General features: G+C 60.1%; 15 protein-coding genes. 12 read left to right on the top strand and 3 right to left on the bottom strand.

The window, feature by feature from the left end:
* The first annotated feature begins 66 nt into the window (after positions 1–66).
* On the top strand, positions 67–1167 hold the full coding sequence (sfnG, locus tag BW686_RS24595) for a dimethylsulfone monooxygenase SfnG (RefSeq protein WP_084920449.1): 1101 nt from the start codon (positions 67–69) through the stop codon (positions 1165–1167).
* A gap of 312 nt (positions 1168–1479) precedes the next feature.
* Positions 1480–3051 carry a sensor domain-containing diguanylate cyclase gene (locus BW686_RS24590; protein ID WP_084920447.1) on the top strand — a complete coding sequence of 524 codons (1572 nt, stop codon included), beginning with the start codon at positions 1480–1482 and terminating at the stop codon, positions 3049–3051.
* 48 nt (positions 3052–3099) lie between these two features.
* On the opposite strand, the gene BW686_RS24585 is transcribed toward BW686_RS24590, so the two are convergent.
* A complete protein-coding gene (locus tag BW686_RS24585) occupies positions 3100–6234 on the bottom strand; it encodes an efflux RND transporter permease subunit (RefSeq protein WP_084920444.1) in 3135 nt (1044 codons plus the stop codon).
* 32 nt (positions 6235–6266) lie between these two features.
* Positions 6267–7427, bottom strand: a complete 1161-nt coding sequence (locus BW686_RS24580) for an efflux RND transporter periplasmic adaptor subunit (protein WP_084920502.1) — start codon at positions 7425–7427, stop codon at positions 6267–6269.
* Between the two features lie 179 nt (positions 7428–7606).
* Here BW686_RS24580 and BW686_RS24575 point away from each other — a divergent pair, with 179 nt between their 5' ends.
* From BW686_RS24575 to BW686_RS24545, 7 genes are all read left to right on the top strand, one after another.
* A complete protein-coding gene (locus tag BW686_RS24575; RefSeq protein ID WP_084920442.1) occupies positions 7607–8161 on the top strand; it encodes a TetR/AcrR family transcriptional regulator in 555 nt (184 codons plus the stop codon).
* Between the two features lie 192 nt (positions 8162–8353).
* Positions 8354–8959, top strand: coding sequence for an SCO family protein (locus tag BW686_RS24570; RefSeq protein WP_084920439.1), 606 nt, complete (start codon positions 8354–8356; stop codon positions 8957–8959).
* On the top strand, positions 8953–9447 hold the full coding sequence (locus BW686_RS24565; RefSeq protein ID WP_179149377.1) for a copper chaperone PCu(A)C: 495 nt from the start codon (positions 8953–8955) through the stop codon (positions 9445–9447). Before BW686_RS24570 ends, BW686_RS24565 begins: the two co-directional genes overlap by 7 nt.
* Positions 9448–9692: 245 nt before the next feature.
* Positions 9693–10523 carry an energy transducer TonB gene (locus BW686_RS24560; RefSeq protein ID WP_084920435.1) on the top strand — a complete coding sequence of 277 codons (831 nt, stop codon included), beginning with the start codon at positions 9693–9695 and terminating at the stop codon, positions 10521–10523.
* Positions 10524–10658: 135 nt separating this feature from the next.
* Positions 10659–11387 carry a MotA/TolQ/ExbB proton channel family protein gene (locus BW686_RS24555; protein WP_084920433.1) on the top strand — a complete coding sequence of 243 codons (729 nt, stop codon included), beginning with the start codon at positions 10659–10661 and terminating at the stop codon, positions 11385–11387.
* Between the two features lies 1 nt (position 11388).
* Positions 11389–11790 carry an ExbD/TolR family protein gene (locus tag BW686_RS24550; RefSeq protein ID WP_084920430.1) on the top strand — a complete coding sequence of 134 codons (402 nt, stop codon included), beginning with the start codon at positions 11389–11391 and terminating at the stop codon, positions 11788–11790.
* Between the two features lie 282 nt (positions 11791–12072).
* Positions 12073–14475, top strand: a complete 2403-nt coding sequence (locus tag BW686_RS24545) for a TonB-dependent receptor plug domain-containing protein (RefSeq protein WP_084920427.1) — start codon at positions 12073–12075, stop codon at positions 14473–14475.
* A 207-nt stretch (positions 14476–14682) separates the two neighbouring features.
* Here the strand turns inward: BW686_RS24545 and BW686_RS24540 are convergent, their stop codons facing one another.
* Entirely contained in the window at positions 14683–15720 is a 1038-nt protein-coding gene (locus BW686_RS24540; protein WP_084920425.1) for an ABC transporter substrate-binding protein, read from the bottom strand.
* A 232-nt stretch (positions 15721–15952) separates the two neighbouring features.
* On the opposite strand from BW686_RS24540, the gene BW686_RS24535 reads away from it, so the two are divergent.
* From BW686_RS24535 to BW686_RS24525, 3 genes are all read left to right on the top strand, one after another.
* Positions 15953–16768 (top strand): class II aldolase/adducin family protein, encoded by an 816-nt coding sequence (locus BW686_RS24535; protein ID WP_084920422.1) that lies wholly within the window; start codon positions 15953–15955, stop codon positions 16766–16768.
* A 67-nt stretch (positions 16769–16835) separates the two neighbouring features.
* On the top strand, positions 16836–17744 hold the full coding sequence (gene glsB / locus BW686_RS24530; protein ID WP_084920419.1) for a glutaminase B: 909 nt from the start codon (positions 16836–16838) through the stop codon (positions 17742–17744).
* A gap of 68 nt (positions 17745–17812) precedes the next feature.
* Positions 17813–18889 carry a DUF1615 domain-containing protein gene (locus BW686_RS24525; protein WP_084920417.1) on the top strand — a complete coding sequence of 359 codons (1077 nt, stop codon included), beginning with the start codon at positions 17813–17815 and terminating at the stop codon, positions 18887–18889.
* The last annotated feature ends 1018 nt before the right edge of the window (positions 18890–19907 follow it).

Here is a 19907-nt window from a genome sequence, read left to right as displayed (position 1 = left end):
CTCTTGAAAATGGCAAGCCCGATCGATTACCCCGCTCGGGAAACCTGCCGTCAGAGGAGTGCCGATATGAGCCAATCAGCGATCAAATTTGCGTACTGGGTGCCGAACGTCAGCGGTGGGCTGGTCGTCAGCAAGATCGAGCAACGCACCAGTTGGACCATTGATTACAACCGCACGCTGGCACAGATTGCCGAGCGCTCCGGGTTTGAATACGCCCTGACGCAGATCCGTTTCACGGCCGGTTATGGCGCCGAGTTTCAGCATGAGTCGGTCGCGTTCAGCCACGCACTGCTTGCCGCCACCGAAAAACTCAAGGTCATTGCCGCTATTTTGCCGGGGCCGTGGACACCGTCGGTCGCGGCCAAGCAACTGGCGACCATTGATCAGCTGACTGCCGGGCGTGTGGCGGTCAACATCGTCAGTGGCTGGTTCAAAGGCGAGTTCCAGGCCATCGGCGAGCCGTGGCTGGAGCACGACGAACGTTATCGCCGCTCTGAAGAATTTATCCGTGCCCTCAAGGGTATCTGGACCACCGATAATTTCACGTTCAAGGGTGACTTCTACCGGTTCCACGACTACACCCTCAAGCCCAAGCCGATTCAGCGCCCCCACCCGGAAATCTTTCAGGGTGGCAGCTCGCGGGCTGCGCGTGACATGGCAGCACGCGTGTCTGACTGGTATTTCACCAATGGCAATTCTCTTGAAGGCATAAAAGCTCAGGTCGATGACATTCGGGCCAAAGCTGCTGTAAACGGCCATTCGGTGAAAATCGGCGTGAATGCCTTCATCATCGCCCGCGACACCGAAGAAGAGGCCCGTGCCGTACTGGCGGAAATCATCGACAAGGCTGATCCCGAAGCGGTCAATGCCTTTGGAGATGCCGCGAAACAGGCGGGCAAGGCCAGCCCGGAAGGCGAGGGCAATTGGGCCAAATCGACCTTCCAGGACCTGGTGCAATACAACGATGGTTTCAAGACCAACCTGATCGGCACGCCGCGTCAGATTGCCGAGCGCATTGTCGCGCTCAAGTCTGTCGGCGTGGACCTGGTGCTGTCCGCGTTCCTGCATTTTCAGGAAGAAGTGGCTTATTTTGGTGAACATGTGCTGCCACTGGTGCGTGAACTGGAGGCCGCCACACAACGCAAGCCTGTCGCCGCCATCGCCTGATGCACTGACCCTCCCGCCTTGATGCCGTGAGCGGGTTTCGCTCACGGCCCCTCCAGAAAATCTGGCACCGCTGTGATCCAGTGTGTGACTGACTGCGTAAGTTGAACCCCAAACAACCCACAGGTATCGGTACGTGGCATTATGATGCCACTGCCCGGCATGCTTTTGTCTGGCGCCAGGCGTTCAGGCAGGGCAAAGCGCCTGCCGACAACGGCAGTTGATAGCAAAAGGGTTGTCGAAGGTCCCTGAGCGATCAGGTCCGGTTTCCAGAAAACCAGATGCACTGGTTCTCACCTGTTGTGGAGGCAAGTTTTGAAACGCGACCTTCGGCTTGCGTCGTGGCTGATCCTCGTGGTGTGTGTCTGCGTGGTGATGTTGATGGCTTGGCAGGCATGGACCGCGCGCCGCAACACGCTGGATAACATCCAGACCAGCACGGTGAATCTGGCTGGGGCGCTGAGCACTTACACAGACGGTATTTTCAAGCAAAGCGAGCTGATGTTGATCGGCCTGACGGAGCGTGTCGAAAAGGACGGTTTCGGACCTGATCAGGTCGAACGCCTGAGGTCGGTCATCGCGCGTGAAATGGGCGCGCTGCCGCAGGTCGATACCGTCTCGCTGTACGATGCCAACGGTGTCTGCATTTTTTCAAGCAACCCCAAGGCGGTAGGCATCAACAGCGCACAGCGCGAGTTTTTTCAGCGTCACCTTCATACGCCCGGCAAGGCACCCTACATCGGGCCGACCATACGCAGTCGCGCTTCGGGAGAGTGGGTGATATCGGTCAGTCGGCGCATCGAACACCCCGATTCGAGTTTTGCCGGGCTGATGGTCGTGACGATCGGCGTCGAGCATCTGCTGAAATTCTACTCAGGCATTCAGATCGGAAAAACCGGCGTCATCAGCCTGACCTCGACCTCCGGGCAACTGCGCGTGCGGTATCCGCATCTGGACGAAGAAATCGGCCGCGACCTCTCGTCGACGCCTATTTTTACCTCCGAACTCGACTCGCCTTCCGGCACCACCCGTTTTGTCTCCAGAATTGATGGCGTATCGCGGTTTTATGCCTTCAAACGCAGTGATGTGTACCCGATTGTGACCGTGGTTGCACTGGGGCAGAAGGAGGCCATGCTTGACTGGATGGGGCAGACCAAACAATCCATTCTGGTGATGCTGGTGTTGCTCGGGCTGGTGGTCGCGCTGGGTCTGCGCCTGCTGGGCCATATTCACAGCCGTATACGCGCAGAAGATCAGTTGCTGGGTTCCCAGGCTGCCCTTATCCAGTTGAATCAGCACCTTGAATTGATTGCGTCCGAAGACAAACTCACGGGGCTGGCCAATCGCAGGCGTTTCGATCAGTTTCTGGACGCTGAATTCAAGCGCGCCCGGCGTGAGCGCAACACGCTGTCATTGATTCTGATCGATGCCGATCATTTCAAACGTTACAACGATCATTACGGCCATCTGGCCGGTGACGAGTGTCTGGTCATGCTTGCCCGGCTGGTCGAACAGTGTATCCGTCGACCTGCGGATGTCGCCGCCCGTTACGGTGGGGAAGAGATTGCGGTGGTGTTGCCCGGCACCGATGAAGCCAGCGCCCGTCTGGTTGCGGAAAATATTCTGCACGCCATCCGCGACAGGCAGATCGAGCACCCCGACAGCCCGTTCGGGATTGTCACGGTCAGTCTGGGGGTGGCCACGTTTATGGGCAATGATCGGCAACTCGACCAGCGAGGCCTGATCGAACTCGCCGACCGGGCGCTTTACGCCGCCAAGTCGCAGGGTCGCAATCGCGTCAACGCCGCCTCGGAGATTGCCGTCAGCACGGTGCCGGCCTGGAGCCGCGTCAAGGTGCTGCGCAATCAGCAGTCCGGGCCGGAGTAGAAGGGGCCGACGGGGTTGAGCCCCGCCGGATTGTCGGCTGAACCGGGTCTATTGCTTGTCGGCGTCAGCAGTCTGTTGCGCTGTATGAGGCTTGCGGCGCAGCACCGTCAGCACCCATACGAAGAAGATCGGCACCAGAACCACCCCCAGCAACGTGGCGCTGAGCATGCCACCAATCACGCCGGTGCCGATGGCGCGCTGGCTTGCAGCACCTGCGCCGGTGGCCAGGGTCAGCGGAACGACGCCGAGGATGAAGGCCAGTGACGTCATGACGATCGGCCGAAAGCGCAGCCGCGCAGCCTGAAGTGCGGCATCACGCAGCGAGTGGCCCTGATCCCACAGCTCCTTGGCGAACTCCACGATGAGAATCGCGTTTTTCGCCGCCAGCCCGATGATGGTGATCAGCCCGACCTTGAAATAGACATCATTCGGCATGCCCACCGCCGTCACGGCGAGGACCGAGCCCAGCGCGCCAACCGGTACGATGAGCATCACCACCAGCGGAATCGCCCAGCTCTCGTAGAGCGCGACCAACAGCAGAAACACCACCACCAACGCGAGCGCGAACAGCCCGGTTGCCTGACCGCTGGCGACTTTTTCCTGATACGACAGGCCGGTCCATTCGTAGCCAATGCCCGCAGGCAGAGCGGAGACGATACGTTCGATCTCTGCCATCGCCTCGCCGGTGCTGACACCGGGCGGCGCATCACCTGCGATCCGGAACGCCGGGTAGCCGTTGTAGCGGGCGATCTGCACCGGGCCTTCTTCCCAGTGCGTCGAGACAAAAGCGCTCAGCGGCACCAGCGTGCCACTGCTGTTGGGCACGTACAGCTTGAGCACGCTTTCCGGCGTCATTCGCGAACTCTGCTCGGCCTGCACCACGACCCGCTGCTGACGCCCGGCGTTGGCGAAATCGCTGATGACCGAGGAGCCGAACGCAGTGGCAAGGGCGTTGCTGATTGATTCGAAGCTGACCCCCAGGGCGCGGGCTTTCTCGCGGTCGATGTTCAGGCGCAACTGCGGCGCTTCGGCCAGACCTTCCATCATGGCGTAGAGAATCTTCGGGTTGCCGTTTGCCTTGGCCAGCAGCTCGTCGCGCGCGGCAAGCAGGGCTTCGCGGCCCAGGCCGGCGCGGTCCTGCAAGCGCAACGCAAAACCGCCGGAGGTGCCCAGACCCTCGATGGGCGGTGGTGTAACGGCCATTACCGTACCGTCGCTGAGGCCGGCAAAATGCTGATTGAACGCGGCCGCTTCTTCGGCGGCTGATTGACCGTCGCCTCGTTCCGACCAGTCTTTGAGGGTCGGAAACGCGAGGCCGGCGTTTTCGCCCATGCCTGAGAAGCTGAACCCCAGCAGCATGGTCACCGCGCTCGTGGCCTCACGGGACAACATGTAGTTTTCCAGCAACTGCGCCGTGACGTCGGTACGCGCTCGGGTCGCGCCGGGGGGCAGTTGCACGTCGATGATCAGATAACCCTGGTCTTCCACCGGCACGAAGGATTCCGGCAACCGCAGATAGAAAAAGCCCAGCAAACCGACAATGCCCACGTACAGCAACATGTAGCGACCGGCGCGCTTGATCATGCTGGAACTGACGCGCTCGTAGCGGTCTGTGAATGTGCCGAACAGACGATTGAAGCCGCCAAAGAAACCGCGCTTCTCATGGTGCCCGGCGGGGATCGGCTTGAGCAACGTAGCGCACAGGGCCGGGGTAAAGGTCAGGGCCAGGAAACCCGAGAACAGAATCGACACGGCCAGCGAAAGCGAAAACTGCTGGTAGATCACCCCGACCGAACCGCCCATGAACGCCAACGGCAGAAAAACCGCAGCCAGCACCAGGGTAATGCCGAAAATCGCACCGGACACCTGCTGCATCGCCTTGACGGTCGCCGCAGCGGGAGACAGCCCTTCTTCGGCCATGATCCGCTCGACGTTCTCGACCACCACAATGGCATCGTCCACCAGAATGCCGATGGCCAGCACCATGCCGAACATGGTCATCATGTTCACCGAGAAGCCCATCAGGTACATGATTGCCAGCGTACCGGCCAGGCAGACCGGCACCACAATGGTCGGGATCAGTGTGTAGCGGATGTTCTGCAGGAACAGGTACATGACCAGAAACACCAGCACCATCGCTTCGATCAGGGTGTAAATCACCTTGTCGATGGCCACATCGACGAAACGCGAGGTGTCATAAGGGATCGAAAATTCGACCCCCTCCGGAAAGTTGACGGACAGCTCGGTCAGGCGCTGCTTGACCGCCCTGGCGGTCTCGATGGCGTTGGCGCCCGGCGACAGCTGGACGGCACCGGCCACGGCACGTTCGCCGTTCAGGCGCGATTCGAAACTGTAATCCTGACTGCCGATCGCAACCCGTGCGACGTCCGAAAGATACACCGCAGAGCCGTCTTCGTTGGCCCGCAGGACAATTCGCCCGAACTCCTCGGGGTTGTCCAGTGTGCCCTTGACCGCCAGGGTGGCGGTCAATTCCTGCAACGACGTGCCAGGGCTGCTGCCGAAACTGCCGGCGGGCACCTGAACGTTCTGCGCGCGAATCGCGGTGTTCACGTCATCGATGGACAGCCCGAAACCTACTAGCTTCTGCGGGTCGATCCAGACCCGCATGGCGGCTTCGGCGGCGAAGAACTGCAGCCTGCCGACACCGTTTACCCGACTGATCTCGTTATTGACGTTACGTGCCGCGTAGTCCGCCAGCGCGACCGTGTCCTTGTTGGCCGAATCGCCCGTGTAGTTCAGGGTGAAGATCAACAGGAAACCGGAGCTCGCCTGTTCGACCTGCAAACCCTGGCTGAGCACGGTCTGCGGCAGGCGCGCTTCGGCTTTCTTGATACGGTTCTGGACTTCGACCTGCGCCATGTCCGGGTTGGTGCCGGGCACGAACGTGACATTGATTTCGGCGCTGCCGGTCGAGTTGCTGGTCGACTCGTAATACAGCATGCCCTTGGCACCGTTGAGCTCGTCCTCGATGACACTGGTCACCGAATCGACCAGTACTTTGGCGGAGGCGCCGGGGTAGGTGGCCGTGATGGTCATCTGTGGCGGCGCCACGTCAGGGTATTGCGCCACGGGCAAGGCGGGCAGGGCCATCAGGCCTGCCAGCAGAATGAACAACGCCAGCACCCAGGCAAAATTGGGCCGCTTGATAAAGAACAGAGACATGAACAGTGATCCTCGATCGCACTGAAGCGGCGTTATTGGGCGCTGGTCTGCGGCTGGGCGGACGGCGATTTGGCAACGACCTTGTCACCCGGATTCAGCCCGCTGCTGTTGCCGACAATGACCTGCTCGCCTGCCTTGAGGCCTTCGGTGATCTGCCAGCGCGAGTCCTGCATGGTGCCTGTCTTGACGGGTCTGGCCTGGACCGCGCCATCCTGTCCGATCACCAGCACGTGCGCTGCACCGTCGCTGGCGCGCCGAATGGCACGCTGAGGAATCAACATGGCGTTGGCATCGACCCGCTGAGGCGTGCGCACGCGCACATACATGCCCGGCAACAAAACGCCTTTCGGGTTAGCGAAGCGTGCGCGCAACGAAACCTGGCCGGTGGTCCGGTCTACTGCAACGTCGGTAAACAGCAGGGTCCCGGTGCTTTGGTAGTCGGTGCCGTCGACGCTTAGCGACAACGCACCTTCGCCGCCCTTGGGCAAACGGCCTTCCTGAATGGCCGCGCGCATCTGCAGCGCTTCAGCCACGGGCTGAGTGAAGTCGGCATAGACCGGGTCCAACTGCTGAATCGTCGCCAGCAGTGTCGTCTCGCCCTGACCGACCAGCGCGCCTTCGGTGACCATCGCGCGACCGATACGACCCGAAATCGGTGCTTTGACCGTGGCGTAGCCCAGGTTCAGCCTGGCCGTCTCCACGTCAGCCTGAGCCGATTTTTTAGCGGCGACGGCGTTCTGCAGTGCGGAGCGGGCGGTGTCGAAGGTCTGGCGGCTGACCGCTTCGATTTCCACCAGCGACTCGTAACGCTTGACGGTGGCCTGAGTCTCGAAGAGCGTCGCTTCGGTCCGGGCAAGATCACCCTGAGCCTTGGACAGCGCCGCTTTGAACGGCGCCGGATCGATCTGAAACAGCACTGCACCCGCTTTCACATCAGCGCCTTCTTCGAAGTTGCGGGTCAGCACGATACCGGCCACCCGGGCACGTACCTGGGCCACACGCACCGGTTCGATACGGCCGGGCAATTCGTCGACCACGGTGAACGATTCGGTCTTCACCGTGAACGTTTCCACTTCTTTGGGGGCCGCAGCGGCGGCATGATCCTGAGGCGGTTTCTGCTCGCAACCGACAAGGCCGAAGGCGGCCAGCATGGCTATTGCAGGCAGGACACGCCAATCGCTGAAATTACTCATCATTCACCCGGCCGCAGCCCGTTAGACGCTAAAGCCGCGCATGATCCACTGTTGTCAGGTGGTGAGTCAATATTGACTCATATGAGACTTTAGTGACTAATTGTGTATGGGCTTTGAGAACGCGGCTATTTTCTGCACAATGCGCCGCCTGCCACTTATACGAGTTGAAAACGCACCCAATGGAATTAACCGCCGCTGACGACAAACTTCTGAAGGCCCTGGCCGTTGCGCTGGTTGACCATTCCAACGGTACGCTCAAGGATATCGCTCAGGCTGCCGGCGTCAGCAAGGCAACCCTCAACCGGTTCTGCGGTACCCGTGCCAACCTTGTGGAAATGCTGCTCAATCATGCCTCGGACCTGATGAATCAGATGGTTGCCGACGCGGACCTGAAGCACGCTCCGCCGCTCGAAGCGTTTCAGCGGCTGGTGGACAACCACCTCATGCACCGCGAAATGCTGGTCTTTCTGGTGTTCCAGTGGCGCCCGGATTCGCTCGACGAAAACGCCGGCGGTCGCCGCTGGTTGCCTTACTCGGATGCGCTCGATGCGTTTTTTCTACGGGGGCAGCGCGAAGGCCTGTTCCGGATCGACATCGGCGCCACCGTCCTTACAGAGACCTTCGCGTCGCTGCTTTCCGGGCTGGTCGACGCTGAACGCCGCGGTCGTGTGGCGCGCGCCGGGATGGGGGCACTGTTGATCGAATTTTTCCTGCAGGGCGCTGCGGCCCGGTGACCGCGTGAAGATTGTTCAACCGCCTGCGCTGTTTTGTCGCACACCCCATCGCGGCCCATGAGCACAACGTTTGCGCGTCTGCTCATGGTTTGATACAGGATTGTCGGTATTCCCGACGGCCCTTGAGTGGTAAATTCGCCGCCTTTGAATTTGTCCGAACCCACGCGCCTTACCCTCCAGGGGACGTACGACATGACGCAACATCTGACCCGCCGCGAGGTGGTCACAGGCCTCTCGTTGCTGAGCCTCGGCCTGCTGGCTGGCTGTGGCAACGCCAACGCACTGCCGTTCAAGCACGGCAAGGACATGAGCAACGAGATCCTCGGGCGAAATTTCCGTCTCAAGGATCCGCAAGGCAACGTCAAGACGCTGTCGAGCTTCCGCGGCCTGATGCCGATGATCTTTTTCGGCTTCACCCAATGCCCGGCCATCTGCCCCACGACACTGGCGCGTGCCGCGCAAATCAGAAAACTCATGGGCGAGGAGGGCAAGACCCTTCAGGTGGTGTTCATCACTCTGGACCCGGAGCGTGACACGCCCGAAGTCGTAAACGCCTACGTGAAGGCGTTCGATCCGACCTTCATCGCCCTGTCCGGAACCCTTGAAGAAACAGCCGCGACGGCAAAAGAGTTCGGCGTGTTCTTTGAAAAGGTCCCGCTGGGTGATACGTACACCATCTCCCACACGTCCACCAGTTATGTCTATGACACCCGCGGCGTGTTGCGTCTGGGCCTGGCGCACCGGCTGTCCGCTCAACAATGCACTGAAGATCTGCTCACTTTGATGGAAGTATGCTGATGACCGTTCTGATCCGTAACGCCGTAAAGCCGCTATTGCTGACCCTTTCGCTGTTGGGCCTGAGCGCTCAGGTGCTGGCCGACACCATCGTTGACGATGCCTGGGTGCGTGCCACTGTGCCGGGCCAATCTGCCACAGGCGCGTTCATGAAGATCACGTCCAGCACCGACAGCACACTGGTGGACGTCGCTTCGCCCGTTGCCAAAATCGTGCAGATCCACCAGATGAGCATGAAAGACGATGTGATGAGCATGCAACGCGTTACCTCGGTCGAACTGCCGGCGGGCAAGCCGGTGGTGTTCGATGCCAACGGCTACCACGTCATGTTCATGGACCTGGCGGCGCAGGTCAAAGAGGGCGACAAGGTGCCGCTGACCCTGACCGTGGAGGACGCCAAGGGCGTGAAGGAATCCATTGAGGTCACCGCAGTTGCCAGATCGCTGACCAGCGACGCGCATAGCGGACATGGGGACCACAGCGGTCATTGATGTGTTGGCTGGTACGCGCCGCGCTCAAGTCGAGTGCCGAGCGTCGGCACGATAGCGTTCTCCCGGACCGCGCTCGTCCTCACCAGCCAAGTCCTTATATTCACTATTGATCTAACCGGCTAACCAAATATTCTTTTCAGGAACAAGCCTCTTTCAGCCATGATCGCCTTGCCACATCAACTTTGGAAAGGTGACTGATACCAACAGAACCTGGATTTTTATCATGAAAATGCAGGAGTGTATCAATGGGCAATGTCCAGGCCGCCGCCAGTGCGCATGATGTGCGCTGGTGCCAGACGCCGAGCAGCGATCTGGTCGATCTGGGGCGTCCTTTTCGTGGACCTCTGGCGTTATCGCGGTTGCACAGCACCCCTAAACCCATCCTCGGGCTGCGTGAAGCCATTCTGCTTGGCGCGTTGGCGCTGGTGTTCCACGGCGCGGTTATTTACTGGCTGAGTCAGAACCCGACACCCGTATTGCCGGTCGTGCCGCCGGAAATTCCGCCGATGACCATTGAATTTTCCCAGCCTTCGCCACCCGTGGTGGAAACGCCGCCGCCACCGCCCGAGCCGGTTGTGCAGCCGGTGGTCGAGCCGCCGCCTCCGGTCGAGGACGAACTGGCCGTCAAGCCGCCACCGCCCAAGCCGGTTCCCAAACCCAGGCCTCAGCCGCCCAAACCGGTGCTCAAACCCGTCGTGAAGCCTGTGGCCAAACCGGTCGAGCCGCCGCCGACACCTGCAGTGCCCGCACCTGTCGCTGCACCCGCGCCAGCGGCACCGCCTGCGCCCAAACCGGTCACCCCGGCGTCGGCCAGCGCGGGCTACCTGCACAATCCGGCACCGGAATACCCGTCGCTGGCCATGCGGCGTGGCTGGGAGGGCACGGTGCTGTTGCGCGTTCATGTATTGGCCAGCGGCAAGCCCGGCGAGATTCAGATACAGAAAAGCAGCGGCCGCGATCAGCTGGATGACGCAGCGCTGGCTGCGGTAAAACGCTGGAGCTTCGTGCCCGCCAAACAGGGCGATGTTGCTCAGGATGGCTGGGTCAGCGTGCCCATTGATTTCAAGATCAAGTAAGCATTCAAGATCAAATAAGCGTTCAAGATCCAATAACCACGACATTCGATTGACCCGGCGAGCTACCTGAACCAAAGGCGCATCGCGACACACCCAACGCCTTGTTCAGACTTCGTTCATAAAGAGAGCTGCGCCATGAACCTACTTGCTTCGCCTTTTGAATCCATCGAACACGCGGTCATCTGGCTGCTGGTGATCTTCTCCGTTGCCACCTGGGCGCTTGCGTTGCTGAAGGGCGTGCAGTTCTCACGCCTCAAAGCGCAGGATCGCGCGTTTCACAAGCAGTTCTGGGCGGCATCGAGCCTGGATTCCGCCGCGCAACTGGCTCACGAACAACCGGGCGCTGCTGCCCGTGTCGCGCTGGCCGGCTACGCCGCCATTCAGGTGCCGGACGGCGCGCAGGCCAACGACCTCAGCCAGTCGATCAACCATCAGGACCGTCTTGAGCGTGCCTTGCGCCAACAGATCGTCCGTGAGCGCCGTTCGCTGGAAACCGGTCTGGCGATTCTTGCGAGCATCGGCAGCACTTCGCCCTTCATCGGCCTGTTCGGTACGGTCTGGGGCATCATGTCGGCCCTCAAGGGGATCAGCGCCGCTGGCTCTGCAAGTCTGGAAACAGTCGCCGGTCCGATTGGTGCGGCGCTGGTGGCAACCGGTGTCGGTATCGCCGTCGCGGTGCCTGCTGTGCTGGTTTATAACTACTTTTTGCGTCGCCTGAAACTGACGGCTGCCGATCTGGATGACTTCGCTCATGACTTCTACAGCCTGGCGCAGAAGAGCGCGTTCCGCGTCCTGCTTCATCCTGTCTTGAAGTCCGGCGCTGCAAACGGCCAGACAGGTCAGAAAGTGAAGGAGGCGTCCTGAGATGGCTTTTTCCACACAAGACACGGACGAAGTGCTGAGCGAGATCAACGTCACGCCGTTGGTGGACGTGATGCTGGTGCTGCTGGTGGTGTTTATCGTCACCGCGCCGCTGCTGACCAACTCGATCCCGATCAACCTGCCCAAGACTGAGTCGGTCGCACCGGTCGAGCAGAAAGACCCGCTGGTGGTCAGTATCGACGGGCAGGGCAAGCTGTTCATCAACAAGGATGAAACCTGGCCCGACCTGCTGGAGACCCACCTCAAGGCCGCCAGGGAGAAAGCCCCGGATGTGCGCGTGCAACTGCAGGCCGACAACGGTGTGAACTACGGCGAAGTGGCGCGGGCGATGGCTTCCATCGAGCGTGCCGGGATCACCAAATTGTCGGTGATCACCGCTAAATAACCGGTTTTTGATTCCATCAGCCTTAACCGTTTCGGGCCGCATCCTCAGGCAGGTGCGGCCTTTTTTTATTTGGTTTTCATGGATGTTTCCGGCGTGACACAAATGCAGATGCTTATGCTTTATCAGTATTTAAATCTTTTAATCAATGTTATTAAGCTATAAAGCATCGGACTACCGGACCATTAATCAAACACTGTAATGATCGCCACCGTCCGCCGCACGGATCGCTCGTTGTCACCAGAACAGACGCTTCTGGCTCAGGGATTTTCAAGGGGTAGCGGTATGGGGAATTTCAAACAGAACGTGCTGGCCACGGCGATGTGCTCAGCCAATTTGCTGAGCGTCGCGGGTATCAGCGCGAGTGCTTACGCTGCAGATACAGCCGATGATCGCAACAACCCGGGCGCGTCTACTCTGGGCACGGTAATCGTGACCGGCACCCGCGCGCAGGAGCGCACAGCCAGTGCGTCGTTGTCGCCCATCGATGTGATTTCCGGTGACAGCCTGCGCAGTTCAGGCTCCAGCGAACTGGGCACCGTGCTCGCGCGCCTGATCCCGTCGATCAACTTTCCACGGCCCAGCCTGGTCGACGGTGCAGAGCTGACCCGCCCGGCACAATTGCGGGGCCTGTCGCCGGATCAGGTGCTGGTGCTGGTCAACGGTAAGCGCCGCCACACCTCAGCCTTCGTCAACCTGGGCGGAGCCGTCGGGCGCGGCTCGGCTCCGGCTGACCTGAACGCTATTCCACTGTCGGCTATCGACCACATCGAAGTGCTGCGTGACGGTGCTTCGGCGCGTTACGGGTCCGATGCGATTGCCGGGGTGATCAATATCATCCTCAAGAGTGCGGATCACGGTGGGTCGATTTCCAGCAAGTACGGCCAGTACAAGAAGGGCGACGGGATTCAGCGGCAGGTGTCCGGCAATACCGGCTTCGCGTTGGGTGACAACGGCACGCTGAACCTTTCGGGCGAGGGCGCCAACAACGACTACACCAACCGGGCCGGTGATGATTTTCGTGCTTCCAGCATAGGTTCCACGACTTACGGCCAGCAGGTGTTTCGCCAGGGAGAGCCGCAAACCCATGAAGGCAAACTGCAATACAACGCCGAATACAGCTTCAACGAGGCGGCGGAGTTCTACAGCTTCGGGGGTTACAGCAAGCGCCGTGGTGAAACGGCCGCGTTTTATCGACCGAGCAATGCGTCGAACAACATCGCGGCGATTTACCCGAACGGTTATTTACCGCTGATCAACGGCACGCTTGAAGACACTTCGCTGGTCGTCGGACTGCGCGGTGAACTGCTGGATGACTGGCATTACGACCTGTCCGCCAACTATGGAAAAAACACGTATGCGCTGCGCACCAAAACCATCAACACGTCACTGGGCCTGAACACACCGCGCTCGTTCGATAACGGCACGCTGACCAACGACCAGAAACAGCTGAGCCTGGACCTGTCGCGGGAGTTCAACGCCACGTGGCTGCCTTATCCGGTGTCGGTCGCCTTTGGTGCGGAATACCTGCGTCAGGGTTATCAGATCGAGGCGGGGCAGGCGGAGTCGTATTTTCAGACTGGCAGTTCCGGGCTGGGTGGCTTTCGCGCTGCCGATGCAGGCAGTTACTCGCGACACAACTTCGCCCAGTATCTGGACGTCGAGACCAACCTGACCGAAAAACTGGGTGTGTCGGCGGCTGTCCGCCATGAGGACTACAGCGATTTCGGCTCCAACGTCAGCGGCTCGCTCTCGGCGCGATATGACTTCACCCCGCAGGTGGCCTTGCGAGGCAGTGTGTCGACCGGCTTCCGCGCGCCGTCGCTGGCGCAGCAGAATTTCACGTTCACCTCGTCACAACTGATTGGCAACACGGTCCAGGAAGCGGGCACATTTCCGGCCGGCAGTCATGTCGCGCAGCTGTTGGGGGCCGAAGACCTCAAGCCCGAGAAGTCGCGCAACTACAGCCTGGGTCTGGTGCTCCAGCCGCTGGACAGCCTGACCGTGACCGCTGATGTTTATCGCATCGACATTCAGGACCGTGTCTCGCTGTCCTCCAACCTGGTCCTCAACAACACCGCCATCAACTACCTGCGCAGCAATGGCGTGGGCGATATCAACTACACCAGCGCGCGTTACTTCACCAACGCGACGGACACCAGCACCGACGGCGTCGATCTGGTTGCCAGCTATCGCTATCAGTTCGACAACGGCGTGCGCTGGAACAGCACGGTGGGCTACAACTACAATCACACCAAGGTCACCGACGTGAAAGCCAACCCGGCGATTCTCGATCAGTTGGGGGTAAACCTGGTCCGTGTTGACCGCAGGGAACGCATCGGCCTGCTGGGCGACACCACGCCGCAGCACAAGCTGACGCTGGGTAACGACCTCACCTTCGGTCACTGGGCCCTGCATTCCAATCTGGTTCGCTATGGCGAGTTCACCAGCTACCAGGCCGACAAGGTCAACGACCAGACCTTCAGCGCTGCCTGGTTGCTGGACCTTGCGGCGGACTACACGCTCAAGAACTGGGTCTTCACCCTCGGTGGCGACAACGTCACCGACAAATACCCCGAGAAGCTCAACGAATTCTCGTCCAGCGGCGGCAACCTGGCGTACAGCACCTTCTCGCCTTACGGGTATAGCGGCGCGTTTTACTACGGGAAGGTGACGTATAACTGGTAATTTGATTTGCCGCTGACGCTCGTGCCGCTACTTTGCGTTCTACACACGTCCGCTCTTGATGCTGGCCGAAGGCCGTGGGAGCGACCGGGGCGGCGATCCGCCTGGTTCGCTCCCACGCCCTGCAGGCGGCCCGTCATCCAGGCTTGTCTATAACGCCGAGCGCAGCGCGTGTGAACGGCCGTTGTGTATGAGGGTAATTGTGAGCGCTCAACTGCCCTGCAACGGGGTGGCATCCTGAAAGAAGTAATCCTTCCACGACGCCGGTTTGTTCTTGATCGCGCCGACGCGGTACAGGAACTCGGCCAGCGGGTAGGTGTTCTTCGGCGTGATAGTGAACTGGAACGCTGGCTGGTCAATGATCTTCAGCAGCTCGGCGCGGTCAATCTTCGCCTGAGTGACGCGCAGGTAGGTGTCGGCTGCGGCACCAATGTCCTTGCTGACGAAGGCTTCAGCCTCGCTCAGCGCTTCAATGAACGCCTTGTAGGTCTTCGGGTTCTCGTCACGAAATTTCTCGGTGGCGAACAGCACGGTGGGTGAGTTAGGGCCGAGCAGGTCGTAGGTATTGAGCACGACATGCACGTCGGGATTTTTCAGTTCCTGGTCCTGATACGGCGGGTTGGAAAAATGCCCGGTCAATTCGGTCCCGCCGGCAATCAGGCTGGCGGCGGCGTCCGGGTGCGGCAGGCTCAGGGTGTACTTGTCCAGCCGTGCGTATTCCTTGTCGCCCCAAAGCCTGGCGGCGGCGAACTGCAGGTAGCGCGATTGCACTGAAACACTGACCGCCGGCACGGCAATGCGGTCCTTTTCGGTAAAGTCGGCAATGGTTTTGACAGTGGGGTTGTTGCTCACCAGGTAATACGGGAAGTTACCCAGTGATGCGACCGCTTTGACGTTCTGCTTGCCGTGAGTACGGTCCCAGATGGTCAGCAACGGGCCAACCCCGGCACCGGCAATGTCGATGGAGCCTGACAGCAGCGCATCATTGACCGCCGAGCCGCCGGACAACTGAGTCCAGTCCACCTTGATCTCCAGCCCCTCTTCCTTGCCATGTTTCTCGATCAGTCGTTGATCGCGCACCACGTTGAGCAGCAGATAGACGATGCCGAACTGTTCAGCAATGCGAATTTCGCCTTCAGCCTGTGCGGCAGCGGGCGCGATCAGCGTGCCGGTCAACAACGCGGCCCCCAGACCGATGGCTGCTGCCAGGCGGCTCGAACGGGGAAGAAACAGGAAGGGTTTTGACATGCGCAGCTCCAGTAAGAACACGGGGTTTTCTGGAGCATATCGCTCTATAAAATATTTTTTAAATAACGTTAAAGCATAAACATAGCGCGCTTGGTCAGTGCGCCAAACCAGCGAAAACCGGCTGTCTAATATTCTTTATTTTTATAATTAGCTTAGAAGTAAATGTGATTTTTAATTGATGCCTGATGCGCCTAGTCTTGCTGATCGTTTGCAGTCTTTCAGGAGCAGCACCATGAGCAACGTCAGCGCTTTGCCGATCCAGCCAGATGCCACATCGTCAGTGGGTGGCAATGTACGCGACCGGGTTTCGCCACAGGAATGGGAGGTCCGGGTCAAGCTGGCAGCGGCGTATCGTCTGGCGGCGCTCAAGCGCTGGACTGACCACATCTACACGCATTTCTCGGCACGGGTGCCAGGGCCGGACGAGCATTTTCTGATCAATGCCTTTGGCCTGCTGTTTGATGAAATCACGGCGTCCAATCTGGTGAAAGTCGATATCGACGGCACGATTGTGGATGACCCGACCGGCCTGGGCATCAACTATGCCGGTTACGTGATTCACAGCGCGATTCATGCGGCGCGTCATGACCTCCAGGCGGTGTTGCACACCCACACCCGTGACGGTATTGCGGTGTCGGCACAGAGGGACGGACTGCTGCCGATTTCCCAACACGCCATCGCCTTCTCCGGGCGCGTGGCTTATCACGGCTATGAAGGCATCGCGCTGGACTTGAGCGAGCGCGAACGGCTGGTGGCCGACCTGGGTGACAAGAGCGTGATGATCCTGCGCAACCACGGGTTGCTGACCGGCGGCGTCAGTGTCGAACATGCCTTTCAGCAGCTTCATTCCCTGGAATACGCCTGCAACATTCAGATAGCCGCTCAGTCGGCGGGCAATGCCGAGCTGGTGTTTCCGCCCCGTGAAGTCATCGCCAGGGTCGAAGAACAGGCCAAAGTCATCAAGGACGGGCATGGCCCGGGCGTTGCGCGGCACTGGAACGCGCTGATTCGCGAGCTGGAGCGCAACGGCACCGATTACCGGGACTGAGTCACTGCAGTGATGCGAGGCGCCGAGGGTTGGTGTAGTGTGCGCACCCAAAACAAGGGGCGCCTACATGCAAGACCTGCTGAACGAAATCCTCGATGAAGTAAGACCTTTGCTCGGTCAGGGCAAGGTCGCCGACTATATTCCTGCACTGGGCGGGGTCCGGCCTGATCAGTTGGGCATCGCGGTGTATGGCAACGACGGTCAGGTGTTCAGCGCCGGTGACGCCGAGACGCAATTTTCGATTCAGAGCATTTCCAAGGTGTTCAGCCTGGTTCAGGCCATCGGCCATTCCGGCGAAGACATCTGGCAACGTCTTGGCCATGAACCTTCCGGTCAGCCGTTCAACTCGCTGGTGCAGCTGGAGTTCGAGCGGGGCAGGCCGCGCAACCCGTTCATCAATGCCGGTGCGCTGGTGATCTGCGACATCAATCAGGCGCGTTTTGCCGCGCCATCGCTGTCAATGCGCGATTTTGTGCGCCGTCTGTGCGGCAACCGGTCGATCACCTCCGACTCCAGGGTGGCCGAGTCCGAATACCAACACCGTTCGCGCAACGCGGCGGCTGCTTATCTGATGAAGTCCTTCGACAATTTCCATGGCGATGTGGAAGACGTGCTGCGCAGCTATTTTCACCATTGCGCGCTGAGCATGAACTGCATCGATCTGGCGCGAGCGTTCGGGTTTCTGGCCAATCAAGGTTTTTGCGCCCACAGTGGCGAGCAGATCCTCAGCGCCCGCCAGGCCACTCAGGTCAATTCGATCATGGCCACCAGCGGCCTCTACGACGAAGCGGGCAATTTTGCCTATCGCGTCGGCCTGCCGGGCAAGAGCGGGGTAGGCGGCGGGATCGTGGCGATCGTGCCGGAGCGTTTTTCGGTTTGTGTGTGGTCTCCGGAGTTGAACGCGGCTGGCAACTCCCTTGTCGGTATGGCAGCACTGGAAAAGCTCAGTGCGAGGATTGACTGGTCAGTCTTTTGAAGTAAATGTGCTCTGAAGCGCAAATGGTCGGGAGTCATGGAGTGAATCGAAGCGTGTATAAATGGCTCATGATGAGCGCTGGCCTGTTGGTACTGGCGGGTTGCGGTACCTCGCGCGTTCAGGAACCCGAACTGAGCCCCCAGCAGGCGCGTGCGCAGATCGTGCGGCTGATGCCGGCCACTGTCAGTGACCGGCAAGCATGGGCGACGGATATTCATGCCGCGTTCGCCGCACAGAAAATCCCGATGACCACCGAAAACCTGTGTGCCGTGCTGGCGGTGACCGAGCAGGAGTCCACCTTTCAGGTCGATCCGGCGGTGCCAAACATGGGCCGTATCGCTCGCGCCGAAATCGACCGGCGCGCTGCGCGGCTGCATATTCCCAATGCCCTGATCGCCACAGCGCTGCGGGTGCGTTCGCCGGATGGCAAGACCTACGGCAAGCGGCTCGATTCAGCCCGTACCGAGAAAGACCTGAGCGCCATTTTTGATGACTTCATCGGCATGGTGCCGTTGGGGCAGGTTCTGTTCGGCAACTTCAACCCGGTCAAGACCGGTGGGCCGATGCAGGTCAGCATCGCGTTCGCCGAAAAACATGCCGAGGATTACCCCTACACGGTCGACGGTTCGATCCGGCGAGAAGTGTTTACCCGCCGTGGCGGCATGTATTTCGGTATCGCTCATTTGCTGGGCTACCCGGTGAACTACACCCAGACGCTGTATCGTTTCGCCGACTTCAACGCCGGTTGGTACGCCAGCCGTAACGCTGCGTTTCAGAATGCAGTGAGCCGGGCGACCGGCATCGAACTGGCGCTTGATGGCGACCTGATCCGCTTCGACTCCACGTCACCCGGCTCCACCGAACTGGCAGTGCGCACCTTGGCGGACCGGTTGGGCATGAACAAGTCGCAGATATGGAATCAGCTCAAGCAAGGCGACACGCTCGAATTCGAGGAGACTGATCTGTACCGCAAAGTGTTCGCCCTGGCCGATACGTCGGCAGGCAAGCCTTTGCCAAGGGCCATCCTGCCCGGTATCACCCTGAAAAGCCCGAAAATCACCCGCAACCTCACCACCGCCTGGTTCGCCGAACGCGTGGACGACCGCCGCGAACGCTGTGTTCAACGCGCGCCGAAGGGCGTTTGAGTCAGACGCAAATACCACTGACATCGCAGAGTCGCTGTGTGACGCAGAGCGTCACGAACTGCATGCCCACGCGGAGCGTCGGCACGATAGTCAGGGGCTGACCTTGCTTCAACTGATATCGCACAACCTCCGCGTGACGCCTCGCGACAATGCTTTAGATGTGCTTTTCAACCACGATGGCCGTGACGACGCAGAGTGCGACGTAAGTGACGGCTGAGCGCTGACGCTGATCCGGGGGATGCTCGGCAGGACGCCGAGCAAGCCGCACCGGGCCATGGATGGCCCGTTGCGGCGACCGCCGGATCAGTGGCAGGGCGAAGGAACCCGACGAAGTCGGGCCGGAAACGGAGCCAGGATTTTGCTTGCTTTGATCCCTCAAAGTAAGGCGCCGTAAGGGCGCAAACGTGACCTGAGTCAGACGCAAATACCACTGACGCCGCAGAATCGCCGTGTGACGCAGAGCGTCACGAACTGCATACCGACGCGGAGCGTCGGCACGATAATCAGGTGCTGACCTTGCTTTAACTGACACCGCACAACCTCCGCGTGACGCCTCGCGAAAATGCTTTAGATGTGCTTTTCAACCACGATGGCACTGGCGACGCAAAGTGCGACGTAAGTGACGGCTGAGCGCTGACGCTGATCCGGGGGATGCTCGGCAGGACGCCGAGCAAGCCGCACCGGGCCATGGATGGCCCGTTGCGGCGACCGCCGGATCAGTGTCAGGGCGAAGGAACCCGACGAAGTCGGGCCGGAAACGGAGCTGAGACTTTGCCTACTTTGGTCTTTCAAAGTAGGGCGCCGTAAGGGCGCAAAGGAGACCTGGGTCAGACGCAAATACCACTGACACCGCAAAACCGCTGTGTGACGCAGAGCGTCACGAACTGCATACCGACGCGGAGCGCCGGCACGATAGTCAAGGGCTGACCTTGGTTTAACTGACACTGCACAACCCTCGTGTGGTGCTTTAGATGTGCTTTTCAACCACGATGGCACTGGCGACGCAAAGTGCGACGTA

It is taken from the genome of Pseudomonas syringae (genome assembly GCF_002157375.1).
Taxonomy (GTDB): Bacteria; Pseudomonadota; Gammaproteobacteria; order Pseudomonadales; family Pseudomonadaceae; genus Aquipseudomonas; species Aquipseudomonas syringae_T.
This window is presented reverse-complemented; position numbering and strand designations above follow the sequence as displayed.